This is a genomic window from Vibrio sp. zbq_1 (genome assembly GCF_043102935.1).
Classification (GTDB): Bacteria; Pseudomonadota; Gammaproteobacteria; order Enterobacterales; family Vibrionaceae; genus Vibrio; species Vibrio parahaemolyticus.
Window position 1 is genome coordinate 74,708 of sequence record NZ_JBICJH010000042.1, and the last position, 25,446, is coordinate 100,153.

Annotated in this window: 17 protein-coding genes; 11 read left to right on the forward strand and 6 right to left on the reverse strand. The window is 46.1% G+C overall.

Annotated elements, in window-relative coordinates; all coding sequences use genetic code 11:
* The first annotated feature begins 395 nt into the window (after positions 1-395).
* Positions 396-866, forward strand: coding sequence for a hypothetical protein (locus ACF8CV_RS20085; protein ID WP_005460677.1), 471 nt, complete (start codon positions 396-398; stop codon positions 864-866).
* On the opposite strand, the gene ACF8CV_RS20090 is transcribed toward ACF8CV_RS20085, so the two are convergent.
* Both ACF8CV_RS20090 and ACF8CV_RS20095 read right to left on the reverse strand, forming a co-directional pair.
* Complete coding sequence (locus tag ACF8CV_RS20090; protein WP_005460676.1) at positions 863-1,345, reverse strand: putative 4-hydroxy-4-methyl-2-oxoglutarate aldolase; 483 nt, start codon at positions 1,343-1,345, stop codon at positions 863-865. The genes ACF8CV_RS20085 and ACF8CV_RS20090 overlap by 4 nt on opposite strands.
* A gap of 53 nt (positions 1,346-1,398) precedes the next feature.
* On the reverse strand, positions 1,399-1,806 hold the full coding sequence (locus ACF8CV_RS20095) for a DUF3293 domain-containing protein (RefSeq protein WP_017449170.1): 408 nt from the start codon (positions 1,804-1,806) through the stop codon (positions 1,399-1,401).
* A gap of 360 nt (positions 1,807-2,166) precedes the next feature.
* Here ACF8CV_RS20095 and arcA point away from each other — a divergent pair, with 360 nt between their 5' ends.
* The gene (gene arcA, locus ACF8CV_RS20100) at positions 2,167-2,883 is read left to right on the forward strand and encodes a two-component system response regulator ArcA (RefSeq protein WP_005479585.1); all 717 of its coding nucleotides are present in this window, start codon (positions 2,167-2,169) and stop codon (positions 2,881-2,883) included.
* Between the two features lie 67 nt (positions 2,884-2,950).
* Here arcA and ACF8CV_RS20105 read toward each other — a convergent pair whose 3' ends face one another.
* The 4 genes from ACF8CV_RS20105 to ACF8CV_RS20120 form a co-directional block, all read right to left on the reverse strand.
* Positions 2,951-3,415: a hypothetical protein gene (locus ACF8CV_RS20105; protein WP_015296247.1), complete on the reverse strand. Its 465-nt coding sequence runs from the start codon at positions 3,413-3,415 to the stop codon at positions 2,951-2,953.
* A gap of 1 nt (position 3,416) precedes the next feature.
* Complete coding sequence (arcB, locus tag ACF8CV_RS20110; RefSeq protein ID WP_017449171.1) at positions 3,417-5,768, reverse strand: aerobic respiration two-component sensor histidine kinase ArcB; 2,352 nt, start codon at positions 5,766-5,768, stop codon at positions 3,417-3,419.
* Positions 5,769-5,994: 226 nt separating this feature from the next.
* Positions 5,995-7,740: a diguanylate cyclase gene (locus ACF8CV_RS20115; RefSeq protein WP_138938672.1), complete on the reverse strand. Its 1,746-nt coding sequence runs from the start codon at positions 7,738-7,740 to the stop codon at positions 5,995-5,997.
* 34 nt (positions 7,741-7,774) lie between these two features.
* Positions 7,775-8,734 (reverse strand): TIGR01212 family radical SAM protein, encoded by a 960-nt coding sequence (locus ACF8CV_RS20120; protein ID WP_138938671.1) that lies wholly within the window; start codon positions 8,732-8,734, stop codon positions 7,775-7,777.
* Between the two features lie 551 nt (positions 8,735-9,285).
* On the opposite strand from ACF8CV_RS20120, the gene gltB (ACF8CV_RS20125) reads away from it, so the two are divergent.
* The 9 genes from gltB (ACF8CV_RS20125) to ACF8CV_RS20165 all read left to right on the forward strand — a co-directional run bounded on the left by gltB (ACF8CV_RS20125) (position 9,286) and on the right by ACF8CV_RS20165 (position 25,417).
* A complete protein-coding gene (gltB, locus tag ACF8CV_RS20125) occupies positions 9,286-13,839 on the forward strand; it encodes a glutamate synthase large subunit (RefSeq protein ID WP_138938670.1) in 4,554 nt (1,517 codons plus the stop codon).
* Entirely contained in the window at positions 13,839-15,308 is a 1,470-nt protein-coding gene (locus ACF8CV_RS20130) for a glutamate synthase subunit beta (RefSeq protein ID WP_138938669.1), read from the forward strand. The genes gltB (ACF8CV_RS20125) and ACF8CV_RS20130 overlap by 1 nt, the downstream gene beginning before the upstream one ends.
* 451 nt (positions 15,309-15,759) lie before the next feature.
* Positions 15,760-20,223, forward strand: a complete 4,464-nt coding sequence (gene gltB, locus ACF8CV_RS20135) for a glutamate synthase large subunit (RefSeq protein WP_138938668.1) — start codon at positions 15,760-15,762, stop codon at positions 20,221-20,223.
* Positions 20,224-20,244: 21 nt separating this feature from the next.
* Positions 20,245-21,657 carry an FAD-dependent oxidoreductase gene (locus ACF8CV_RS20140; protein ID WP_020904222.1) on the forward strand — a complete coding sequence of 471 codons (1,413 nt, stop codon included), beginning with the start codon at positions 20,245-20,247 and terminating at the stop codon, positions 21,655-21,657.
* 91 nt (positions 21,658-21,748) lie between these two features.
* A complete protein-coding gene (locus ACF8CV_RS20145) occupies positions 21,749-22,177 on the forward strand; it encodes a DUF1499 domain-containing protein (RefSeq protein ID WP_138938667.1) in 429 nt (142 codons plus the stop codon).
* 62 nt (positions 22,178-22,239) lie between these two features.
* Positions 22,240-22,935, forward strand: a complete 696-nt coding sequence (gene mtnN, locus ACF8CV_RS20150) for a 5'-methylthioadenosine/S-adenosylhomocysteine nucleosidase (RefSeq protein WP_005461186.1) — start codon at positions 22,240-22,242, stop codon at positions 22,933-22,935.
* Between the two features lie 12 nt (positions 22,936-22,947).
* The gene (locus ACF8CV_RS20155; RefSeq protein WP_138938666.1) at positions 22,948-23,901 is read left to right on the forward strand and encodes a cobalamin biosynthesis family protein; all 954 of its coding nucleotides are present in this window, start codon (positions 22,948-22,950) and stop codon (positions 23,899-23,901) included.
* Positions 23,901-24,725, forward strand: coding sequence for a vitamin B12 ABC transporter substrate-binding protein BtuF (btuF, locus tag ACF8CV_RS20160; RefSeq protein ID WP_171055998.1), 825 nt, complete (start codon positions 23,901-23,903; stop codon positions 24,723-24,725). Before ACF8CV_RS20155 ends, btuF begins: the two co-directional genes overlap by 1 nt.
* A 71-nt stretch (positions 24,726-24,796) precedes the next feature.
* Positions 24,797-25,417, forward strand: a complete 621-nt coding sequence (locus ACF8CV_RS20165) for a TRIC cation channel family protein (protein WP_005461192.1) — start codon at positions 24,797-24,799, stop codon at positions 25,415-25,417.
* The last annotated feature ends 29 nt before the right edge of the window (positions 25,418-25,446 follow it).

Sequence of the window (25,446 nt, forward strand, 5' to 3'; positions counted from 1 at the left end):
TATATCTACGTTTACCGAGTTTCCTATTCAGAGTCAACAAAAAATTGTTTATTTTCCAGTCTTCCAGAGGTTTATTCTGCGTAATGTCATTGATATATAAGTGTAATTACTTACGCTTGATTTTAAGAAAAACATCCTTGTTTTCTAACTTCAGGAGTTAATGCCATTAAACGAAGGGTGATTAGGAGCCATAGGTAAGCGGATCTTTCTCATAAAGCGCAAGATCAAACATTTAGACGGTGTTGTTTCTAGTTAACAACAACTTAACTGTGATCAATGTTCCTAGGATTGAATTATTTAGAAAATAGATGTGTTGGCTTTCATATTCTATGCTTTAATAGTGAGAAGCTTTTAGCAGATACTAATAAAAAAGTTAGACACAAGGAGTGGTGGACATGAAAAAATGGCTTTTTCTGTTACTGTTTTTAGTGTCTGGCGTTTCTTTTGCTAACGATCTCCCTCCCCTTCCAGGGAAAACAAGCACGTCTCCTCACAAACTCTTTATCTCGAGTGAAAGTTACCAAACCGACAGCTTTGATGTATGGAATATTGATGGTGGCTACGCCTATGAACTTTTTGATTCTGTTGACCTTTATGTAGGTGCGCGAGTCAATAACTCTCCGACTCAAAACCAAAGCGGCTTTCTCAGCGGGATCAGCTACCACTTCAATGATCGTGTCACCGTAAAAAGTACCGTAAGATCTTACAAATCTGAGAATAGCAACGGCATTCAAACCGAAGACAGTAGCCTCGCTGCTGAACTTTCTAGCCGCGTGAAAATTACCGATAAGTTAGACATTCACGCGACGTTGGATTACCAAGATTGGCAACAAGGCTTTGAGGTAGGTTTAGGTTTCCGATTTTAAAAATCGAGTGCTTCTTTTGAAATCAACACCCCATTCCAATCGGCATAAACATGATGCTTTGGTTGAACAATTTGGTTCAGCATCGTTAACGTCACGTTGACTTCACCCACACCACGCTTTTCCGTTTTAAACGGACATGTACCCAACGCTTGCACTCCTATGTCCATTTGCGACATTTGTGCCACATCACGCACTGCTCCGTACACAATGATGCCTTCCCAACCATTTTCGATACCGAGTATCGCCAGCTGATCACCAAGCAGCGCTTTTTGGCAGGAACCGTGTCCATCAACAATCAAGACTTTGCCAGTGCCATCCTGTTCTAGAACTTCACGTACTTTAGAATTATCGTGATAGCAACGCACTGTGACAATTTCGCCATGAAAGGCGGTACGTTGACCAAAGTTCTGTAGTGGTAAATTTAGCAACGTCACTTGGTCTTCAAATTGGTCACAAATATCTGGTGTTATGTCTCTCATATTTCCTCCGTGAATTTGCTCGCTCGGGCATAACCCCAACGAGAGATATCCTGTTATACGAGCCTGTCGTTAATTTTTCCTAGCCAATGTTTTTTGCTCGGTGCCGCACACGCAACTAAGTAAAGATCACCATCTATCACATAGTAAATGGCATTTTGTTGAAACGCCTTTGCCAATCGCACAGCCTCTTCTAATGATATATCCGCCGCAAAACTCTCTTCACACCATTCAAAGCTGCGATCACCTACGTTAACGAGCACGTAATTCGCGTGTTTAAGCTGTTTTTCTAACTCTTGATTACTTATGCAGTTCTCTTTCTTTGACCGCAAATTACTGTAGGGGTTCCAAGCAGTTATCACCGCATAACTTGACGTATGCCATTCAGCCTCAAAATGAAAAAAAGATTCTGAATAAGCATTCCATAACGATACATCTATGTTCGTATTACTTTTTTCTATCATAACTCTTAAACGATTAATAACAGTTACATTTCATCAATTGATGTAAATCAACAAACTGAATGGAATTAACATTTGAGCATTGTTAGCATGCTGTTAACAATATAAAATCCGCTCCATATCTTAGGGTGTTTACGTTTCATGCCCTGCAAAGCAAGGAACTGAAAGGTAAACAAGCCCTATAGAATAAACGTCGCCATTGGATACTGGTGAGTTGGCAAAATTCCAAGGAAGGCGGATAGCTGAAAGAAGTGTTTTTTTGATCAACTTGATTTATTATCAAAATCACATTACCTGTATGTTATATTTTTGCCTAGAATTTATTCTATTAGCACAATTTTGTCACAAATTTAGGTACCGCCAATGCAAACCCCGCAGATTCTTATCGTAGAAGATGAGCAAGTAACTCGTAACACTCTTAAGAGTATTTTTGAAGCAGAGGGATACGCTGTTTTTGAAGCCAGTGACGGTGAAGAGATGCACCAAGTGTTGTCTGACAACTCTATCAACTTGGTCATTATGGACATTAATCTTCCAGGCAAGAATGGTCTATTGCTAGCACGTGAACTACGTGAGCAAGCGAACATCGCTCTGATGTTCCTAACAGGCCGCGACAATGAAGTAGACAAGATCCTAGGTCTTGAAATTGGTGCTGATGACTACATCACAAAACCATTCAACCCACGTGAATTGACTATTCGTGCGCGCAACCTGCTAAGCCGCTCAATGAGCACTAACGCAGTTCAAGAAGAAAAGCGCTCAGTAGAAAAATACGAATTCAACGGTTGGGTGCTAGATATTAACAGCCGCTCACTAGTGAGCCCTGCTGGCGATAGCTACAAGCTGCCTCGTTCTGAATTCCGTGCACTTCTGCACTTCTGTGAGAACCCAGGTAAGATCCAAACACGTGCTGATCTTCTTAAGAAGATGACTGGCCGTGAGCTTAAACCACATGACCGTACTGTCGACGTAACGATTCGCCGTATTCGTAAACACTTCGAATCAGTATCTGGTACGCCAGAAATCATCGCGACTATCCACGGTGAAGGCTACCGCTTCTGTGGAGACTTAGAAGACTAATTCAGTCTGCTAGAAATACGAAGGGCTTGCTCATTGGAGCAAGCCCTTTTTCTATGCGGGAAAGAAACTAATAAACCTTGTTTATCTTCACGTGCTTTTCAACAAGCCAACGTTGTTTACCCGCATCATCAAGCAGCAACGCCAAATCGACGGATTTATCTGTATCGGCTTCAACTTGCCAAGTAAACGTCACTTCCCACTGATTTTCGCTGTGAGTGCGAGTTTCCAAGTCCCCACCATCAATCATCCACTCGGTAGTACCCTGCTTTATAATCAGAGCCTCAGCAGTCAAATTCGCAGGCAGCTGTTTGTCGCCTTCCAGATACAGAGCACCTTGAATACTCAACTCTTGAACGTCTTGCACGGGTTCTTCCTCAATCGCAGGCATTAAGTTCACCCAAAGATTGCTCTTTAGTTCAACATTCACCTGATTCATCGTAATTTGGCTGCCTTGTTGCCAGTTCACTTGAGGAACAGAACTACAACCTACGAGCGATGCAATAAGTAAGGCTACGGGTGCAAGTTTCTTCATGTTATTTCCTTTGATCTAACCAACTTTTGAGTACCTGAATATCGTTTTGGTATTCATTCTTTATCTCTTCGACCCAGTCAGAAATATTTTCCCACCATGCCGGCATATCCGGGGATTGCGCTTTTTGAGCAACGCTTTGGATACGTTTAAGACCAATAGATCCTGCCGCACCTTTGATTTTATGCGCTTCAGAAACAATGCCATCCTGATCTTTTGCGGTCATGTTTGAGTCTAATACCTCAATGTAATCTGGCATCATGTCTTCAAACATCTTGATGCTGTCGTACACGGGTTTAACGCCGACAATATCCACATAAGACTCTAGCATATCCAGATCCAGTAGATGTGTCTCAATCACAGGAGAAGGCGCCGCTTCTTCCTTGACTTCAGGCTTAACAATCACCGCGGGTTTATCGACTCGATCAACAAAGAACTTATCTATCACTGACTGAATAGCATGCACAGCTAATGGTTTACTGATTGCGTCATCCATTCCATTTTCTAAGTACTCTCGACGATCTTTCATCACGTTCGCCGTTAACGCCACCAACGGAGGTAAGTGGTCATAATGCTCACGGTAGTACTTCGCCACATCAAACCCTGTCATGTCTGGCAGTTGAATGTCCAACAGCGCAAGGTCGTATTGATCCGGCACAAAGTTGACTAACGCTTCTTCCCCAGTCATCGCGACCGTCACGGAATGCCCCAAACTTTCTAGCAGCGACTTAGCCACCGTCACGTTAAGTTCAATGTCTTCAACCATAAAGATGTTGAGATGCACATTGTCGCGCTTCGCATCGATTACCGGCTCTTCGAGTTCAACAATAGGAACGTGAATCGACACAGTAAAAGTACTACCAAAGCCTTCTTCACTTGTGACCGTAATGTCCCCATCCATCATATTGATCAGCTGTTTCGAAACCGCTAACCCAATACCTGTACCTACTGCATGCAAGTTGTCTTTACCCGACTTAACTTGATAGTACATAGCAAAAATCTTATCCAGTTCAGCTTCAGGAATACCGATGCCAGTGTCTTCGACTTCCATAATGATAGTCGCGAAGTCTTCTTCGACATCAGCGCTGACTGTCATCACAACGCCCCCTTCTTTGGTGAACTTCATCGCGTTGCTCACTAGGTTCCAAATCACCTGACGTAAACGGGTCGCATCCACCTCGATCGCTTTTGGTAGGTCACTCAAACGTTCTAAGTCGAAACGCAGTCCTTTTTGTTCCGCCATGAGCGCCGAAATACTCTCTATCTCGGCGACAAAGTCTTCAAAGTTCAATGGCGCAGGTAACAGTTCAAGCTTACGACGATCGAATTTGTCCATATCGATGATGTCATTGAAGATATTCCCCAACGTAATCGCACTCACGTTAATCGTCTGCATGTGCTTACGCTGCTCTTCCGTCAGCGGGCTATCAAGCAACATTCGACTCAAGCCAACAATGCCGTTTAACGGTGTGCGAAGTTCATGGCTAATTGTGGAGATAAACGTCGTTTTATCTCGGCTGGCTTTTTCTAGAGATTCTTCGTGACGCTTACGCTCAGTAATGTCTCGCCCAAAACCAACCAATCCTAAGTGGCGACCGTCTTTGCTATAGAATGGTACTTTGCGCAATTCAAAATAGTGTTTTCGCCCATCAGGGTATTCCAACCATTGCTCGTAAGTGATCGCTTGGTTGTCGCTAAAGACTTTTTGGTCGGTATCTACGATTGGTTGCGCAATTTCTTTACTGTAGACATCCCACGGGCTCAAACCGACAAGTTGATGCTCTTTCTTGCCCGTTAACTCTTCCATCGCTCGGTTACAACCAGAGAAGACGCCATCGGCATTACGGTAATAAATCAAATCAGGTGACGCATCGATGAATGAACGTAACAAAGCGGTACGCTCTGCTAACTCTAATTGCGTTCGCTCACGCTGGAAAACCTCATTTTCTAAATCCTGCATCGCCTCTTCACGCGCTTCTTCCGCTTTAATCCGCTCTTCAATCTCTAGATTGAGCTTTTCGATGTTCTGCTGTAGTTGGAAGTTCAGTTCTTGGTCGCGTGAACGCATGTCTTTCAATTTAGAAACCAGCTTAGTCAATCGTTGACGAGACTCTTCTAACTGATCTACCACCACAGATAGGAAGTAAACGGCCCAGGGCGTGATTAACAAACCAAAGAAAACGGAACGTACGATGTCGATATCATCGACGCGCCCTTTGAGAGCCAAAGTGATACCAACTTGTACGACGACAGCAAGTGCCACCAGCGCTAGGGCTAACAAAATTGAAAAACGGACAATCCCTAGTTTCACCAGTAAGTCTACATAGTACTGGGCGAGATTTTTCATGGGCTTCATTCACTACTCCATGGCACAAGCAAGCTATCAACCCGACATATTGAAAACGGGCAGATGTACAAGGCCTAACGCAATTTAGGTCTGTTTGATTTTGAGGCATTCACCTTGATGAACTGGCGACAATCAGAGGATCACAGACGAGAACACAAGGTATAAGCAGTTTAACGTGTTTAATACGGTGATTTAAACCGCTTGCTATCAACTTAGAGCAAGCGGTCACAAAGCGCTAGAAGGAACTAGGGTGGATGCAGGTGCGATTACGGCCATCGGCTTTGGCCTGGTATAGCGCACTGTCGGCCATAGCGATGCCCATTTCAGGTTCATCACCATGCTGAGGAACGTAAGAAACAAAGCCGATACTCACACTCAGGTGCTCTGAAGCTTCCGAACTACCGTGCTCCATATCAAGCTGTCTAATTTGTTGATGAATGCGTTGAGCGACTTGCTCTGCGCCTTCTGTTGTCGTGTTTGGTAAGATAAAACCAAATTCTTCACCACCGTATCGAGCCACGCAGTCTGAAGAACGGTTGATCACTTGCTTGAAGACCGCCGCGACACGAATCAACGCCTCGTCGCCTTGTTGGTGTCCGTAACAGTCGTTGTAATCTTTAAAGAAGTCGATGTCGCACAACATGATAGTCAAAGGCAATTTTTCACGAATGTGGTGATACCAAAGTACATGAAGACGTTCATCAAATCGGCGTCTATTCGCCACTTGCGTCAAGCTGTCCATAAAGCTCAATTTCTCAAGTTCAAGGTTCGCTTGTTCAAGTTTTTGCTCGGCGAGATAACGCTCTGAAATATCACGCGCCATGATAAGAACGCCATTCGTACCCGATGCCTTGTCTTTAAACGGCGATTTCACCACATCAAACCACGTAATATGGCCATCACTACTCACGACCTTATCGATGTACCTTACCGGTTCCGCTTGTCGTAGAGCATGTAGGTCGCTCGTTTCCAACCGCGTGTACATTTCAACGGGAATGACATCTTGAAGACGCTTTCCAATCAAATCAGAAACTTCAGATATACCTAAAGCGTTTACAAATGGCTTATTGCACGCTTGGTACACCATATTCTCATTAAAAATACCGATAGAGTCAGGGCTTGCATCTAAGATTGTTTGAAGAATGGTGTCACGCTGAGCCAAAGCGACTTCAGTGTCTTTACGACGCTCCATTTCATCACGTAAGTTCTGTTGAATCTTATGCCATTCCGTCACATCGTGACTAATAGACAACGTTCCGAGTAGCTCACCACTTGGCGATACTAACGAGCTTAAATTCACTTCAAGCAAGCAGCTGCGACCTTGCGTGTCCGTCGTCCATTTTCGTTCACTTTTACGGGTAGCGACTCGGCTCGCCGTTGCAGTGATGGCTTCTTCTCGTCGCCCCTCCCAAAACTGGTCAAAGGCACGATTCGTCGTCAATAAGTTACCTTGACAATCTTGCAAGCAGATCAACTCGGACAGCGAATCTAGCGCTGAGCGAGCCATCTCTAACTGCGCCAACTCTTGCTGCTGCTCTTGTAAAGTGACTTGATAAGGTTGCGCGTACATGATCCAAACACGATGACCACGTAGCAAACTCTTTCGGCCGGACAATTCAACCTTAATAGATTCGTTTTCAGATAAACGCCAATCAAAGACTTGGTGACGGAAATAGCGACTGGAAAAACTATCTAGCAACGAAGAGAGTTTGTGAAGCTCAAACAAGGCTGGGTACAAAAAGCCTGTACCCAGAGATCGAATGCCAAGCAACTGCATCGCTGCTTGATTCGAAAGTAGGATTTGTCCATGGCTGGCATCTAGCACCAGCACTGGATAAGGCGAATCAGTAATAAGCTGCTTAAGTGCGTTTTGGAAACGAAAGTAGATAAGTGCTATCGCAATCGCACTGACTATCGATAGCAGGACAATATATCCATAACTCTCCTGCCCATTCCAAAGCCAATTAAGTAACTGATCCATTTTTCCACCTATAAAGCAAACTGCTAAAAATATATCAGTTATTTATTGAGCAATCTGCTTTTAATTCCGGCTTCGTGTAGATAAAAGGCTTTCCTATTAAGCAGCCTTGAGCGCCATCTTTATTTAATGCGCGACCAATTTCAGTCATGGCTAACCAACGGTTTTCACACCAAAGCGGGGACAACAACGTTGGACGACGAGCTGCGGAAGAGACACGATGAAACACAACATCAGCGGGCGTCATACGAATCATTTCACTGGCAATCGCAACATATTCTTCCAATCCAGGAGCTTCTAATCTGCCAGCTCTCCAAGCTTTCGCCATCGTACTGCCTTCCACAATATGCAGGCCATGTAACTTGATGCCATCAGTGCCCACGGCCAACACTTTTTGCAGCGTTTCAATATTATCGTCGCGGGTTTCTTTCGGTAATCCAACAATCAAATGAGTACAAACTTTGATCCCTAAGGCTCGAGCTCGCTGAGTGATCTCCGCATAACATTCAAAATCATGTCCGCGGTTGATGCGTTTGAGCGTATCGTTATTTGCAGTTTGAAGACCTAGCTCGAGCCAAATTTCATAACCTTGGTTTACATAATCTGACAGCAAATCCAATACCGAGTCAGGCACACAGTCTGGGCGAGTTCCCACACACAAACCCACAATATCAGCAGCTTTGAGCGCTTCTTCATACATATTTTTCAGTACTTGTACTTCTGCATAAGTACTGGTGTAAGCCTGAAAATACGCCAGATATTTCTTCGCTCGATGGATCTCACCAGCACGATCTTTCAACTGTTCATGAATACTTTTGATTTGTACAGCTTCGTCAGCAAACGACGCTACATTACAAAAAGTGCACCCACCACGGCCGATTGTTCCGTCTCTGTTTGGGCAACTGAAACCACCGTGCAACGTCAGCTTATGAACTTTTTCGCCGTATCGACGCTGTAGATCTTGGCCTAATGTGTTGACCAACTCATGTAACTGCATAGATTCTCACCAATAGTAAACCGTAATGACTCTCACTACGATTTGTGTAACTAAATTACATCCCTGCAAGAAAAAACAAACAATATTACTCAATTCAAACAACGCCCAATCGGTGTGAAATCAATAAACTTGCATAAATACAGACAAAAAAGCGTCATGTTGCGTAAATGTTAAACTAAAAATGCATATTTAAACGAAAAAATTGGGTCACAGAGGCGACTTTTCATTGCAATCCGAAGTAACAAAATTGTAGGATACTTACACAACCCCGCATTTTTTGTGACTTTTATTACAGCACGCGCAGCGGGAATTGTCGGTGTTATCCCACTCCCACCTATATAAATCACTAAATAGTGAGAATAAATAAAGGGATATCACCAAGGATTGTTTTTCTCGCAATACTTTTCCTGCGAGATACGGAAAGGAATCAAGACCAGTCAACCTCGACTGGTGGCGATAATAAATATAAAGGACAAGACGCATTATGTGTCACAAGGCAACTTCGGTCTGCCTCGTACCTTTGCGTCGCATTGAACTGGAAGGATGTATCTATGGTAGATAGAGAGCAAAATTCACAGGGTCTATACACTCCGGAATTGGAGCATGACGCTTGTGGTATCGGTTTTGTTGCTCACCTTAAAAACCGTAAATCTCATGAAGTTGTGACTCAAGCATTGGATATGCTGGCTCGCATGGAACACCGTGGCGGTCAAGGTTGTGACCCATGCAGCGGTGACGGTGCGGGTATTTTGTTGCAAAAACCTCATGAATTCCTATTAGAAGAGGCCGTTAAACTAGGCATTAAACTGCCTTCGTTTGAAAAGTATGGCGTTGGTGTCGTTCTTTTCCCAAAAGACGAATACAAACGCGAACAATGCCGTGACATTTTAGAGCGTAATGCCAAACGCTTAGATCTCGAAGTCATCGGCTACCGCGTATTACCAACCGACAACTCCATGATTGGTGCCGACCCTCTAAGCACAGAGCCTCAATTTGAGCACGTGTTTATCTCCGGCGGTCCTGGCATCACACCTGAAGAGCTAGAACGCAAACTTTACGTACTTCGTAATTACACCGTACGCGTTTGCCTAGAAAGCGTTTCGAACATTGGTGACGACTTCTACATTAACTCAATGTCTTACAAGACATTGGTGTACAAAGGTCAGTTAACGACCGAGCAAGTGCCTCAGTACTTCCTTGATCTGCAAAACCCGACCATGGTGACCGCTCTGGCACTGGTACACTCTCGTTTCTCTACCAATACCTTCCCGAAATGGCGTCTTGCACAGCCTTTCCGTTACATCGCTCACAACGGTGAAATCAACACAGTTCGCGGTAACTTGAACTGGATGAAAGCCCGTGAAGCGATCCTAGAATCAGACCTGTTTACTCAGGCTGAAATCGACATGCTTCTTCCTATCTGTCAGGAAGGCAGCTCGGATTCATCAAACTTTGATATGGCACTTGAGCTCCTAGTTCTTTCTGGTCGTAGCCTGCCACATGCCTTAATGATGATGATCCCTGAAGCATGGCAAGAAAATAAAAACATGGATCCTAAGCGTCGCGCGTTTTACCAGTACCACGCAAACATTATGGAACCGTGGGATGGCCCGGCATCTGTCTGTTTTACCGATGGTGTTCAAGTAGGTGCAACGCTCGACCGCAACGGTCTACGCCCTTCTCGCTACACAGTGACCAAAGATAATTTCTTAGTCATGGCATCAGAATCTGGCGTAGTGGATATTGCACCAGAGAACGTAGAGTTCCGTGGTCGCCTGCAACCAGGTCGTATCTTCGTTGCGGATCTAGAGCAAGGTCGCATCATTTCTGATGAAGAAGTGAAAGACACCATCGCAACTTCACAGCCTTATGAACAGTGGGTGAAAGACAACCTGCTGAGCTTGAAGAAGCTGCCTGATGCGAGCAACCAGTTCAGCCAACCTAAGCCAGAACATCTTCTACACCGTCAACAAGCATTTGGCGTAAGTACTGAAGAAGTGAACGAAATCATCGTTCCAATGGCAAATGATGCTAAAGAGCCACTATCTGCAATGGGTGCCGACTGGCCGCTAGCCGTGCTGTCTCACCAGTCTCAGCATCTGTCGAACTACTTTAAGCAATTATTTGCTCAGGTGACTAACCCACCGATCGACCCGATCCGTGAGCGTATGGTTATGTCACTGAACACTTACCTTGGTAAAGACCAAAACCTACTGACGGAGACACCGCTTCACTGTCAGAAAGTTGAGCTTGAATCACCTGTACTGGCTAACTCTGAGCTTGAAAAACTGCGTGCTATCGATAACGAACACCTGCAAGCGAAAACACTGGATATTGTATTCCAGGCCAGTGAAGACAAAGGTAAGTTAGAACGTGCACTGAAACGTATTTGCCAATACGCGGAAGATGCGGTTATCGATGGTTACTCAATCATCCTTCTAACTGACCGTGCAGTGAACTCAAACCACGCAGCGATCCCAGCAATGCTGGCAGTTGGTGCAGTACATCACCATTTGATCCGTAAAGGTCTACGAGCGAAGTGTGACATCGTGGTTGAAACTGGTGACGCGCGTGAAACACACCACTTTGCAACGCTACTTGGTTACGGTGCAAATGCGGTTAACCCTTACCTAGTGATTGAAACCATCATTGAACTTCAACGTACTAAGAAGTTGGATCCAGAAGCGAACCCTCGCGATCTGTTCAACAACTACCGTAAAGCGATCAATGGCGGCCTTCTGAAGATCTTCTCGAAGATGGGTATCTCAACCCTGCAGTCGTACCATGGCGCGCAAATCTTCGAAGCATTGGGTATCCACAAGTCAGTGGTAGACAAATACTTCACTGGTACGGTTTCTCGCATCCAAGGCTTGACTCTGGATGACATCGCGAAAGAAGTGTTGATCCGCCACCGCATCGGTTACCCACAACGCGAAATCCCAATTCAAATGCTGGATGTGGGCGGTGTTTACCAGTGGAAACAACGTGGTGAGAAACACCTATTCAACCCAGAAACTATCTCTCTACTCCAGCAATCAACTCGCAACAAAGATTACGAGCAGTTCAAGCAGTATGCGAGTGCCGTCGATAAACAAGGTGACAACGCGGTAACGCTACGTAGCCAACTGGAATTCATCAAGAACCCTGCGGGCTCTATCTCTATCGATGAAGTAGAACCAATCGAAAGCATCGTAAAACGCTTTGCAACAGGCGCAATGTCGTTTGGTTCGATCTCTTATGAAGCGCACTCAACACTGGCAGTTGCGATGAACCGCTTAGGCGCGAAGTCCAACTCAGGTGAAGGTGGTGAAGACCCAATGCGCTTTGAGCGCAAAGAAAATGGTGATTGGGAACGCTCTGCAATCAAACAGGTGGCTTCTGGTCGTTTCGGTGTGACGTCTTACTACCTGACTAACGCTGAAGAACTTCAAATCAAGATGGCTCAAGGTGCGAAACCGGGTGAAGGTGGTCAGCTACCTGGTGATAAAGTGGATGACTGGATCGGTGCCACTCGTCACTCGACTCCAGGCGTCGGTCTGATCTCACCACCGCCACACCACGATATCTACTCAATCGAAGATTTGGCTCAGCTGATCTACGATTTGAAAAACGCCAACCGCGCTGGTCGTGTAAACGTGAAACTGGTATCGGAAGCGGGCGTAGGTACGATCGCTTCTGGTGTTGCGAAAGCGAAAGCGGACGTTGTGCTTATCGCAGGTTTCGATGGCGGTACGGGTGCGTCACCAATGTCTTCAATCCGTCATACTGGTCTTCCTTGGGAACTGGGCTTGGCAGAAACCCACCAAACGCTACTGAAGAACGGCCTACGTAACCGTATCGTTGTTCAAGCAGATGGTCAGATGAAGACACCTCGCGACCTTGCTGTGGCAACACTACTAGGCGCAGAAGAATGGGGCGTAGCAACCGCAGCATTGGTGGTTGAAGGCTGTATCATGATGCGTAAGTGTCATAAGAACACCTGTCCTGTTGGTATCGCGACTCAGAACAAAACACTTCGCGAGCGCTTTGATGGTCGCGTAGAAGACGTCGTAACCTTCTTCCAATACATGGCCCAAGGTCTGCGAGAAATCATGGCTGAACTTGGCTTCCGCACTATCGATGAGATGGTAGGGCAAGGTCAAAAACTGAAAGTTCGCCAAGACGTTTCTCATTGGAAATACAAGAACCTGGATCTATCTCCTGTACTTCATGTTGAACAGCCTCGCGAAGCTGATGGCGTGTTTAACCAAGCGCAGCAGAACCACAACCTTGAAGCAGTACTAGACCGTAAGCTGATTCAAGCCGCAATTCCAGCTCTAGAAAAAGGTGAAGCAGTAAGTGCTGACTTCCCTATCGTTAACACAGACCGCTCTGTCGGAACCATGCTGTCTAACGAAATTTCGAAAGTGTACAAAGACCAAGGTCTACCTCAACAAATGAATGTCAAATTCAAAGGTTCTGCAGGTCAATCTTTCGGCGCATTCCTCGCTAAGGGCGTGAAGTTCGAAGTGGAAGGTGATGCAAACGACTACTGGGGTAAAGGCTTATCTGGCGGTACTTTAGTGCTCTACCCTGACGCGAAATCCAGTATTGTCGCTGAAGACAACATCGTAGTTGGTAACGTATGTTTCTACGGTGCAACTTCGGGTGAGTCTTTCATTCGCGGTATGGCAGGTGAGCGTTTCTGTGTTCGTAACTCAGGCGCGAAAGTGGTTGTAGAAGGTGTCGGTGACCACGGTTGTGAATACATGACGGGCGGTGCAGCCATCATCCTTGGTTCAACAGGTCGTAACTTTGCTGCAGGTATGAGTGGCGGCGTGGCTTACGTATGGGATAAATCAGGTGACTTTGAGTCGAAACTAAACCCAGAGCTGGTTGACCTAGACCCAATCGAGCAAGAAGACAAAGATCTATTACTCGACATGCTAACCAAGCATGTTCAATTCACAGGAAGTGAAGTCGCTCAGTCTTTCCTAGATAACTTTGAAGCAAGCCTAGCCTCTATGGTTAAGGTGATGCCGCGTGACTACAAAGCGGTTCTTCAAAAGCGTAAAGCTGAGGAGGCTCAGTCTCAAGGAAATGAAACTCAAGCGGAGGCAGTGTAATGGGTAAGCCTACTGGATTTTTAGAGCATGGTCGTGAACTACCACAGAAGATCGACCCAGCTGAACGTATCAAGAACAACAAAGAGTTCGTTCTGAACGAGGAGTTTGGTAGCAAAATCAATACTCAGGCTTCTCGTTGTATGGATTGTGGTGTGCCGTTTTGTCATAACGGCTGCCCTATCGGCAACATCATCCCAGAATTTAACGATGCGGTTTATCGTGATAGCTGGGAAGAAGCATGGAACATTCTAAGTTCAACCAACAACTTCCCGGAGTTTACTGGTCGAGTTTGTCCCGCTCCTTGTGAAAGTGCATGTGTGCTTGGCATTAACCAAGACCCAATCACTATCTGTAATATTGAGAAAACCATCGTGGAAACGGCGTATCGTGAAGGATACGCCAAACCAAAAACTCCGCGTTCTCGCACTGGTAAAACAGTCGCTATTATTGGTTCTGGCCCTGCGGGTCTTGCGGCTGCCGAGCAGCTAAACAGCGCAGGCCATACCGTGACCGTATTCGAACGTGACGAGAAAGTGGGTGGTCTGCTGCGTTTCGGTATTCCAGATTTCAAACTGAGCATGGAAGTCATTGATCGTAAGATCAATCTAATGGCAGAAGCTGGCGTTGAGTTTAGAGTAAATCAACACGTTGGTGTCGATGTAAACGCGCAACAACTGCGTCAAGAGTACGATGTGGTACTGCTGACTGGAGGCTCAACCGTTCCTCGCGATCTTCCTGTTCCGGGACGCGATCTAAAAGGCGTGTACTTTGCAATGCAGTTCCTCGGACAAAACAATCGCCGAGCAAACAACATAGATCTAAAAGGTGAAGAAATTCACGCAGCAGAAAAACATGTTGTCGTAATCGGTGGTGGTGATACCGGTTCAGACTGTGTGGGTACATCAAACCGTCACGGCGCAGCAAGCATAACTCAAGTTGAAATCATGCCGATTCCACCAGAGAAGCGCCCAGCCAATATGCCTTGGCCTCAATACCCAATGATCCTACGCACTTCGACTTCTCATGAAGAAGGTGTCGATCGTCACTGGAACATCTTGACCAAAGAGTTCATCGGTAACGACAAAGGTGAAGTTACAGGTCTTCGTCTTGCAGATATCGTTTGGGAAGATGCGAAACCAGGCGAGCGCCCAAGCTTTAAAGAAGTAGAAGGCAGCGAGCGCGTGATCCCATGTGACATGGCTTTCCTAGCGATGGGCTTCCTGCACCCAGAACCAACTGGCGTGCTTGCTCAACTGGATATCGCACTCGATGATCGCGGCAACGTTGCAACACAAGGTTTCGCGACGAATCAAGAAGGCGTATTCGCCGCAGGTGATATGCGTACTGGCCAATCTTTGGTGGTTCGTTGTATCAACGAAGGTCGCGAATGTGCTCGTGCTATTGATGAATACCTGATGGGTGGCACTAACCTTGAAGCAAAAGCAAATTCGCTAATGCTTTCAGCATAAAGGGGGCATTCACGCTTCCTTCTTTCAAAGTCATCACTTAGCCATCAGCGATATCGATGGCTAAAGACCAAGAAAGAAAACAATTCCTTCCAATCTTTATCTTTTGACCAGCATTTTATGCTGGTCTTTTTTATTCCCCCCAGTATCAAATGTTACTTTTTTGTAACAATCAATTTTCTATCTCATTGAAATTATTACACTATTTTAGGCAATTAAACGGTAAATCGCATATTCACATGATTATCCACTAATAACTTGACCTTTTTTACAATAAGCTATAGCTTGTGAAGTTGATGAAAATAAAACACACAAATTTTGTTAAATATTTTTCTAAATTAACTGAATAAATACACACAAAAATATAAAAGTGACGCATAGTTAGTCATCACTATCAACGTAAGCAGTGTTGATGTATCTGTCGGGATGACAGATAAGCAAAGGGAGAATTGCAATGGCTCTTTATGATCCAAGTCTTGAGAAAGACAACTGTGGATTTGGCTTGATCGCACATATGGAAGGCGAGCAAAGCCATAAGCTGGTTCGTACAGCAATTTCTGCACTTGACCGAATGACCCACCGTGGTGGTATTGCCGCCGATGGTAAAACAGGTGATGGTTGTGGTCTTCTTTTACAAAAGCCCGATTCCTATTTACGCCTTATCGCCGAAGAGAATGGTTTCAACCTAGGCAAACAATATGCCGTAGGGATGCTTTTCTTCAGCCAAGATCCGGTTAAAGCTCAATTATCTAAAGACATCGTCAATAAAGAACTCGCTCAAGAAACCTTAACGGTTGCGGGTTGGCGCGAAGTTCCAACAAATTCTGCAGTACTCGGCCCGATTGCGGCCAACTCACTGCCCAATATTCAGCAAGTCTTTATCTCAGCTCCAGCGGGCTGGCGTGAGCGCGACATTGAACGCCGTCTCTATATTGCCCGTCGCCGTATTGAAAAACAGATCACCGAAGATCCTGATTTCTACATCTGTAGCTTATCGACGCAAGTGCTGGTGTACAAAGGTTTGTGCATGCCTGCGGATTTGCCTCGCTTCTACCTTGATCTTGCTGATCTACGCATGGAATCAGCTATCTGTCTGTTCCACCAGCGTTTTTCAACCAACACTCAACCTCGCTGGCCACTGGCGCAGCCGTTCCGTTATCTTGCTCACAACGGTGAGATCAATACCATTGAAGGCAACCGCCAATGGGCCCGAGCGCGTGCTTATAAATTCTCTTCCCCATTGCTGCCCGATTTACAAACCGCAGCTCCGTTTGTAAATGAGACTGGTTCGGATTCTTCAAGTCTGGATAACATGTTGGATCTATTCTTGGCCGGCGGCATGGATATCTTCCGAGCCATGCGAATGCTTGTTCCACCAGCATGGCAAAATCACCCAGATATGGATCCCGATCTACGAGCCTTCTACGATTTCAACTCCAAACACATGGAGCCTTGGGATGGCCCAGCAGGGATCGTACTTTCCGATGGCCGCTACGCAGCATGTAACCTCGACCGAAACGGTCTGCGCCCAGCTCGCTACGTGATCACAAAAGACAAGTTGATCACGCTGGCTTCTGAAATCGGTATTTGGGATTACGCACCAGACGAAGTTGCGAAAAAAGGTCGTGTTGGCCCTGGTGAGTTGTTAGTTGTCGATACTCGTAAAGGTAAACTGTGGCAATCAAGCGAGATCGATAACGATCTCAAATCTCGTCACCCATACCGCGAATGGATGGAAAACAACGTTCGCAAACTAACGCCATTCTCTCAGCTACCTGAAGATCAAGTGGGTGAGCGAAGCTTCGATGAAGATTTGCTTAAGACCTATCAAAAGCAGTTCGCCATGACCAATGAAGAAGTGGATCAGGTTCTGCGCGTACTTGGCGATATGGGTCAAGAAGCCGTAGGCTCTATGGGCGATGACACGCCAATGGCAGTACTGTCTTCGAAAGAGCGTTTGGTTACCGATTACTTCCGCCAGAAGTTTGCTCAGGTCACTAACCCGCCTATCGATCCACTACGTGAAAAGCATGTTATGTCGTTAGCCACCAGTATAGGTCAGGAGATGAACGTCTTCTGTGAAACCGACGGCCACGCGCATCGAGTGACATTTGATTCTCCAGTGCTACTTTACTCTGACATGCAGCAGTTGCTTGAGCTGGGTGACGATCACTACCACAATACCATTCTCGACATAAACTACGATCCACAAGAGAAAGATCTCAAACAAGCGATCGATGACTTATGTGATCAAGCTGAACAAGTGGTGCGAGAAGGTACCGTCTTAGTGGTTCTTTCCGACCGCGCATTAGTTAAAGGCAAGTTACCAATTCCAGCCGCCATGGCTGTCGGCGCCGTGCAAACTCGCTTAGTTACAGCCAACCTTCGCTGTGATGCCAACATCGTCGCGGAAACCGCAACCGCACGTGACCCTCATCAATTTGCCGTATTGCTAGGCTTTGGCGCTACGGCGGTTTATCCGTATCTAGCTTATGAAGCGCTAGGCAAGTTGATTGACGATGGTGCCCTAGATAAAGACTACCGCGATGTTATGCAGAACTATCAGTACGGCATCAACAAAGGCTTGTACAAAATCATGTCGAAGATGGGTATTTCGACCATCGCCTCCTACCGTTGCTCACAATTGTTCGAAGCTGTTGGGTTGAGCCGGGAAGTGGTCGACTTGTGCTTTAAAGGCGTAACCACTCGCATCGAAGGCGCAAACTTTGATGATTTCCAACAAGATTTAACCAACTTGTCCCGCAAGGCGTGGGCAAAACGTAAATCGATTGAACATGGTGGATTACTCAAATACGTACATGGCGGTGAGTACCATGCCTACAACCCTGATGTGGTAGGCACACTGCAAAAAGCGGTAAAATCTGGTGAAAGTAACGATTATCAAAGTTTTGCCAAACAAGTAAACGAGCGCCCTGTCGCGATGTTGCGTGACCTAATGGCACTGAAAAAAACTGACTCGCCATTGCCACTTGAACGAATCGAACCTAAAACAGAATTGTTCAAACGTTTTGATTCTGCCGCCATGTCTATCGGAGCGTTGAGCCCAGAGGCACACGAAGCACTTGCAACGGCGATGAACCGTCTTGGTGGTTACTCTAACTCTGGCGAAGGTGGTGAAGATCCTCGTCGTTTTGGCACCGAGCGTAACTCGCGAATCAAGCAGATCGCATCAGGCCGTTTTGGGGTTACGCCTCATTACCTAACCAATGCAGACGTACTGCAAATCAAGGTTGCGCAAGGAGCTAAACCTGGTGAAGGTGGTCAGCTACCAGGGCACAAAGTCACGGCAGAAATCGCCAAGCTGCGTTACTCGGTGCAAGGGGTGACGTTAATCTCCCCTCCTCCACATCACGATATTTATTCGATCGAGGATTTAGCCCAGCTGATCTTCGACCTAAAACAAGTCAACCCGAATGCCCTGGTTTCGGTGAAACTCGTCTCCGAGCCTGGTGTTGGCACCATAGCCACAGGGGTCGCAAAAGCTTACGCCGACCTCATCACTATCTCAGGTTACGATGGCGGTACGGCCGCAAGTCCACTGACTTCGGTGAAATACGCAGGTAGTCCTTGGGAACTTGGCCTCGCAGAAACCCAACAAGCACTGGTTGCAAATGGCCTTCGCCATAAGATTCGTCTTCAAGTAGATGGCGGGTTAAAAACAGGGCTAGATGTTGTTAAGGCCGCGATTCTTGGTGCGGAAAGCTTCGGATTTGGTACCGCACCAATGGTTGCTATGGGTTGTAAATTCTTACGTATTTGCCACTTGAACAACTGTGCAACGGGTGTGGCAACTCAAGATGAAACCCTTCGTAAAGAGTACTTTAAAGGCTTACCTGAAATGGTAATGAACTATTTTACTGGCCTTGCCGATGAAGTACGTGAGTTACTCGCAACACTCGGCGTAGAGAAGCTGACAGACTTAATTGGTCGTACTGATTTACTTGAAGCCGTCGAGGGGTTCACAGCGAAGCAAACCAAGTTGGATCTATCAAACATCTTAGAAGCTCCTATTTCAACCGAAGGTCATCCACTATTTTGGACGGAGCCAAACAAACCGTTTGATAAAGCCGAACTCAACCAAAAAATCGTTGATGATGCCTTGAATGCTGTCGAAAACAGCCAATCAGCAAGTTTCTTCTACAACGTCATCAACACCGACCGTTCTGTTGGCGCGCGTTTATCTGGTGAGATAGCAAAACGCTATGGCAACCAAGGTTTGGCAGCTTCGCCAATCAAAATCTATCTTGATGGTACGGCTGGCCAGTCGTTTGGCGTTTGGAATTCGGGCGGCGTAGAGCTTTACCTCACTGGTGATGCGAACGACTACGTAGGCAAAGGCATGGCTGGTGGTAAGATCGCGATTAAACCTCACCTAGGCACTGCATTTAAATGTAACGAAGCCACCATTATCGGTAACACATGTTTGTACGGCGCGACAGGAGGCAAACTGTTTGCTGCGGGTAAAGCAGGAGAGCGTTTTGGTGTTCGTAACTCTGGCACCATCGCCGTCATAGAAGGTGCTGGCGATAACGCTTGTGAATACATGACTGGCGGCATTGTGGCTATTCTTGGCGCCACAGGAGTGAACTTCGGCGCTGGTATGACGGGCGGTTTTGCTTACGTGTTGGATGAAAATCAAGACTTCCAAGGTCGTGTAAACAACGAATCAGTGGAAGCCATTTCACTGTCGGATCTATACATCCACCAAGAGCACTTGCGCGGCCTAATTGCGGAGCATCTCGAAGAGACTGGCTCTAGCCATGCAGAACATATTTTGGCGAACTTTGACGAATGGATTCCGAAGTTCTACTTGGTGAAACCTCAAGCGGCTGACTTAAACACGCTACTTGGTCACCAAAGCCGCAGCGCTGCTGAACTGCGCGTTCAAGCCCAATAAATCATGGAGGATGTTTGAATCATGAGTCAGAACGTTTACCAATTTATCGATGTTCAACGCGTAGATCCGGCGAAAAAACCAATTAAGATTCGTAAGATTGAGTTTGTTGAAATCTACGAGCCGTTCACGAAACAACAAGCTACGGCGCAAGCCGATCGCTGTTTGGATTGCGGTAACCCATATTGTGAATGGAAGTGCCCCGTCCATAACTACATTCCCCAGTGGCTAAAACTGGCGAATGAAGGCCGAATTTTAGAAGCCGTGGAACTTTCACACCAAACCAACAGCTTGCCTGAAGTGTGTGGCCGAGTGTGTCCGCAAGACCGTTTGTGTGAGGGGTCGTGCACACTAAATGATGATTTTGGTGCAGTCACGATAGGTAACATTGAAAAGTACATCACCGACAAAGCCTTTGAAATGGGCTGGAAACCTGACATGTCCAAAGTGGAGTGGACGGATAAAAAGGTGGCAATCATCGGCGCTGGCCCTGCTGGTCTGGCAGCAGCAGACATCTTAGTTCGTAACGGTGTAAAACCTGTGGTATTTGACCGTTACCCAGAGATTGGTGGCCTACTTACCTTTGGTATTCCTTCTTTCAAATTGGAAAAAGGGGTCATGGAAAATCGTCGTCGGGTATTTACCGAAATGGGCGTTGAGTTCCGCATGAATGTGGAAGTCGGCCAAGATGTGCAGATGCAAGAACTGCTTGATGAATACGATGCGGTTTTCTTAGGTGTGGGCACATACAAATACATGCGCGCGGGTTTGGAAAATGAAGACGCGCCGGGCGTTTATGACGCCCTACCATTTTTGATTTCCAATACCTATAAGGTTATGGAGCTAGAACATAACCAACCGTTTATCGATATGGCTGGCAAAAAAGTCGTAGTGCTTGGTGGTGGTGATACCGCGATGGACTGCGTGCGAACTTCGATCCGTCAAGGCGCATCTAACGTGATTTGTGCCTACCGTCGTGATGAAGAAAACATGCCAGGCTCCCGTCGAGAAGTGAAAAATGCCAAAGAAGAGGGCGTGAAGTTCATGTTTAACCTTCAGCCTTTAGGTATTGAGGTTGATGCGTATGGCAAAGTTTCAGGCGTGAAAGTGGTCAAAACTGCTTTAGGCGAGCCTGATGACGCAGGTCGCCGTCGCCCAGAACCTGTAGAAGGAAGTGAACACGTACTGCCTGCCGATGCTGTCATCATGGCATTTGGTTTCCAACCTCATCAAATGAACTGGCTTACTCCGTTCAATGTTGAACTTGATCAATGGGGGCGAATCAAAGCACCCAACAACCAAGAGTTTCAATATCAAACCAGCAATGAAAAGATCTTCGCTGGGGGAGACGCGGTTCGCGGTTCTGATTTAGTGGTAACCGCCATTGATGAAGGACGAAAAGCAGCAGAAGGTATTCTTGATTACTTAGACGTGTAGCCTCGTCCCAACACTCAAAAAGGATCCAAAGATTGGATCCTTTTTTCTTTTATTACATATAATTAAATTCCTCTGTTAAGGAATAGAACTCATGAAAAAAGCCGCTCTGATGCTCATCACTTTTCTCGGCTTAACCGCATGCAGCCAAGGAGTCACTTCGATGCCAGATAGAACTCAAACCCCATGTGGAAACAAACCTAACTGCGTTTCAACACAAGACCAACGAGAAGAACACCACCTCGAACCTTTTACTCTCACCGAATCCGCCACATTGGATGCAATTGAGCAAGCAGCACTGCAACTACCGGGGGCTAAAACAGCAGAGAAAGATGGCAATTATCTGCGCATTGAATGCACATCTAAAATCATGCGCTTCGTGGATGATCTCGAATTAAAGATCGACGGGCATACTCTGATCGTGCGTTCAGAATCACGCGTAGGGTATTCCGACTTTGGCGTCAATCGAAAACGGGCCGAGCAATTACGAACCGAACTTTCTAAAGCAGAACTCATCAAATAGAAAACTGCTGACAGGGAGTGCTATACTCTCGCCGATTAAATATTTTACCTAAAGAGAGTGCTATGAAAGTTGGTATCATCGGGGCGATGGAACAAGAAGTGACCATCCTGAAAGAAGCTATGACAAACTGCCAAACCGTAAACAAAGCAGGTTGTACGTTTTTCTCTGGTCAAATTAACGATGTAGATGTAGTGCTACTACAATCTGGTATCGGTAAAGTTGCTGCGGCAGTTGGTACAACAATTCTTCTTGATGAATACCAACCAGATGTGGTTATCAACACAGGTTCTGCTGGTGGTTTCGATTCAAGCCTAAATCTAGGTGACGTAGTGATTTCTACAGAAGTGCGCCACCATGATGCAGACGTGACTGCTTTTGGCTATGAAATTGGTCAAATGGCAGGTCAACCAGCAGCATTCAAAGCGGATGAAAAACTGATGGACCTAGCGGAAAAAGCACTCGAGCAAATGGCAAATACACATGCTGTTCGCGGTTTGATCTGTACGGGCGATGCGTTTGTTTGCACGGCTGAGCGCCAAGCGTTCATTCGTGAAAACTTCCCATCCGTTATTGCGGTTGAAATGGAAGCATCAGCTATTGCTCAGACTTGCCACCAGTTCAACACACCATTTGTTGTTGTACGTGCTATCTCTGACGTTGCTGATAAAGAATCACCAATGAGCTTTGAAGAATTCCTGCCTCTAGCAGCAAAAAGCTCTTCAGAAATGGTCTTCAAGATGCTGGAACTGGTTAAGTAATCCAAGTCATTCATGGAAGAAATTTTTCAGCAATTCTATGCTAACGGTGCGCTCCTCGTGATGTGGGGCGCATTACTGTTTCACCTGATCCTCCCTATTCCTCATTCCGCTCACCCTGCGACTTTATGGCGCAAGGTAGCCGAACAATTAGCAGAGAAAGTAAATAACCACCATAGCTACTCACAAAGCATTCTCTCAGGAAGCCTCGCTCTTATTTTGATGACATTGCCGTGTTTGGTGCTCTTAATCGCTCTAAAGCCTTTAGTTTGGCAAGAGCCTCTGTACGAACTTGCCTTGTTACTATTAGCGTTAGATTGGCGAAGTTGCGAAACCCTCACCAAACAACTTGCCCTCGCCTTGTCGCGTGAGGATAAAACGCGCTGTCGCGAGCTGCTCAAGCCTTTTGTGAATCGTGATACCGAAACGTTGTCGCTTGTCGGTATAGGTAAAGCCGGAGCTGAAACCATCATTATGGGCTTTGGTCGCAATGTAGTGTGTGTACTGTTTTGGTATGCCATCGCAGGTGGGATTGGTGCGCTCATGTACCGCTTAACCATGGAGCTAACACGAGCTTGGTCTCCTAGCCGTCGTCAGTATGCGCCATTTGGGAAACCTGCCATTCAAATCGTTGCCGTTTTAGAATTCATTCCATTAAGATTATTTGCCCTACTGTTGCTTGCTGGTCACAATATGTCCGCAGTGCTTAATGGACTCAAACAACAAGTGAAATCTTGGCCATTGCCAGGGCCTGCTTGGTTGCTGTGTACTATCGGCAATAAGTTCCAGCTTTCGTTAGGAGGCCCAGCTCTATACCAAGGCGTCAGAGCAGAACGCACCAAGATTGGTGGACGCATTGTGCCTTCTGCTATTCATCTTGCACAAATCCAAATTTTGCTGGTTTGGCGCATCTTTGCTTGGATTGTGATTCAAAGCTTTCTTCTAGGACTGATTTATCAAGGATTATGATGAACAAAATTTGCCTATCCCTCCCCCTTTTCTTCTCCTCTCTTACGATGGCGAACGAACCCGTTGAACGAGTGATCAGTTTAGCGCCTCACGCCACAGAGATTGCTTATGCTGCTGGCTTAGGTGACAAACTGATCGCTGTGAGTGAGATGAGTGATTATCCGAAGGAAGCTGGTGAACTGGAGAAAGTATCCAATTACCAAGGCATAAAGTTGGAACGCATCATTGCCCTTCAGCCCGATCTCGTCATTGCTTGGCCTGCGGGTAACCCCGCCAAAGAGCTCGAAAAGTTAAAACAATTTGGCGTACCTATCTACTACTCAACCACGGGTACTTTAGAAGACATCGCAAATAATATTGAGCAGCTGAGTCAATACAGTGATGAGCCATCAAAAGGTCAAAAAGCAGCACGGGACTTTAGAGAGGGGCTAACTGCTCTCAAAGCGACATACAACACCACAGAGAAAGTCCGCTATTTTTATCAACTCAGCGAAAAGCCGATCATTACTGTGGCAGGTAAAAACTGGCCGAGCGAAGTGTTTAACTTCTGTGGTGGTGAAAATGTATTTGCCAATACAGCAGCACCCTATCCTCAAGTTAGTATCGAGCAAGTGATCACACGTCAACCTGAAGTACTCTTCACCTCTCGTCATGCTATGAGTGATGATGGAATGTGGGCTCAATGGAAAAATGAACTGCCAGCTCTGCGCAACAATCATGTTTGGTCACTCAATTCTGATTGGATAAATCGCCCAACACCACGCACACTCAACGCTATCATTGAAGTGTGTGAACACTTTGAAAGCGTTAGACGAAAACGCTAACGTTTTCGTTGGAAATACCGTACAATTTCCGCCCATTTTTGTTCTCACACTTTTTATAGGTACCAAGTAACATGGATTCCATGCTGCTTTATATGATCGATTTATTCGGTACAGCAATCTTCGCTGTGTCTGGTGTTTTACTCGCTGGCCGATTAAAAATGGATCCCTTCGGTGTTATCGTCCTAGGCAGCGTGACTGCCATTGGCGGTGGCACTATTCGTGATATGGCACTTGGTGCGACCCCCGTCTTTTGGATTACCGATACCACTTATCTTTGGGTTATCTTCATCACCTGTTTGTTAACTATGATCTTGGTTCGCAGACCAAAACGGTTAGCTTGGTGGGTTTTACCCGTGTGTGACGCCATCGGTCTGGCCGTATTTGTGGGAATTGGGGTAGAAAAAGCGCTCGCCTACAACGCCTCCGGCATGGTTGCCGTGATCATGGGTGTAATCACCGGTTGCGGTGGCGGCATAATCCGAGATGTCTTGGCCCGAGAGGTACCTATGGTGCTAAGAAGCGAAGTCTACGCCACAGCCTGTATCATTGGTGGCATCTTCCATACGATGGCTGTGAGTATGGGTTACGATCATTCCACGGCCCTGCTCGCAGGTGTTATCTCAACACTGGTGATTCGCCTTGGTGCGATTCGTTGGCATCTATCTTTACCTACTTTCGCCATCAACCGCTAAGCAATTCAAGTACAGCTTTCAATCTAAAG

Bases quoted from the DNA above. Each gene is read 5' to 3' on its own strand.
- ACF8CV_RS20115 (WP_138938672.1), bottom strand. From the start codon at position 7,740: ATGGATCAGTTACTTAATTGGCTTTGGAATGGGCAGGAGAGTTATGGA.
- ACF8CV_RS20105 (WP_015296247.1), bottom strand. From the start codon at position 3,415: ATGAAGAAACTTGCACCCGTAGCCTTACTTATTGCATCGCTCGTAGGT.
- ACF8CV_RS20085 (WP_005460677.1), top strand. From the start codon at position 396: ATGAAAAAATGGCTTTTTCTGTTACTGTTTTTAGTGTCTGGCGTTTCT.
- arcA (WP_005479585.1), top strand. From the start codon at position 2,167: ATGCAAACCCCGCAGATTCTTATCGTAGAAGATGAGCAAGTAACTCGT.
- ACF8CV_RS20130 (WP_138938669.1), top strand. From the start codon at position 13,839: ATGGGTAAGCCTACTGGATTTTTAGAGCATGGTCGTGAACTACCACAG.
- ACF8CV_RS20155 (WP_138938666.1), top strand. From the start codon at position 22,948: ATGGAAGAAATTTTTCAGCAATTCTATGCTAACGGTGCGCTCCTCGTG.
- ACF8CV_RS20165 (WP_005461192.1), top strand. From the start codon at position 24,797: ATGGATTCCATGCTGCTTTATATGATCGATTTATTCGGTACAGCAATC.
- gltB (WP_138938668.1), top strand. From the start codon at position 15,760: ATGGCTCTTTATGATCCAAGTCTTGAGAAAGACAACTGTGGATTTGGC.
- btuF (WP_171055998.1), top strand. From the start codon at position 23,901: ATGAACAAAATTTGCCTATCCCTCCCCCTTTTCTTCTCCTCTCTTACG.
- ACF8CV_RS20090 (WP_005460676.1), bottom strand. From the start codon at position 1,345: ATGAGAGACATAACACCAGATATTTGTGACCAATTTGAAGACCAAGTG.
- ACF8CV_RS20145 (WP_138938667.1), top strand. From the start codon at position 21,749: ATGAAAAAAGCCGCTCTGATGCTCATCACTTTTCTCGGCTTAACCGCA.
- gltB (WP_138938670.1), top strand. From the start codon at position 9,286: ATGGTAGATAGAGAGCAAAATTCACAGGGTCTATACACTCCGGAATTG.
- ACF8CV_RS20120 (WP_138938671.1), bottom strand. From the start codon at position 8,734: ATGCAGTTACATGAGTTGGTCAACACATTAGGCCAAGATCTACAGCGT.
- ACF8CV_RS20095 (WP_017449170.1), bottom strand. From the start codon at position 1,806: ATGATAGAAAAAAGTAATACGAACATAGATGTATCGTTATGGAATGCT.
- mtnN (WP_005461186.1), top strand. From the start codon at position 22,240: ATGAAAGTTGGTATCATCGGGGCGATGGAACAAGAAGTGACCATCCTG.
- arcB (WP_017449171.1), bottom strand. From the start codon at position 5,768: ATGAAGCCCATGAAAAATCTCGCCCAGTACTATGTAGACTTACTGGTG.
- ACF8CV_RS20140 (WP_020904222.1), top strand. From the start codon at position 20,245: ATGAGTCAGAACGTTTACCAATTTATCGATGTTCAACGCGTAGATCCG.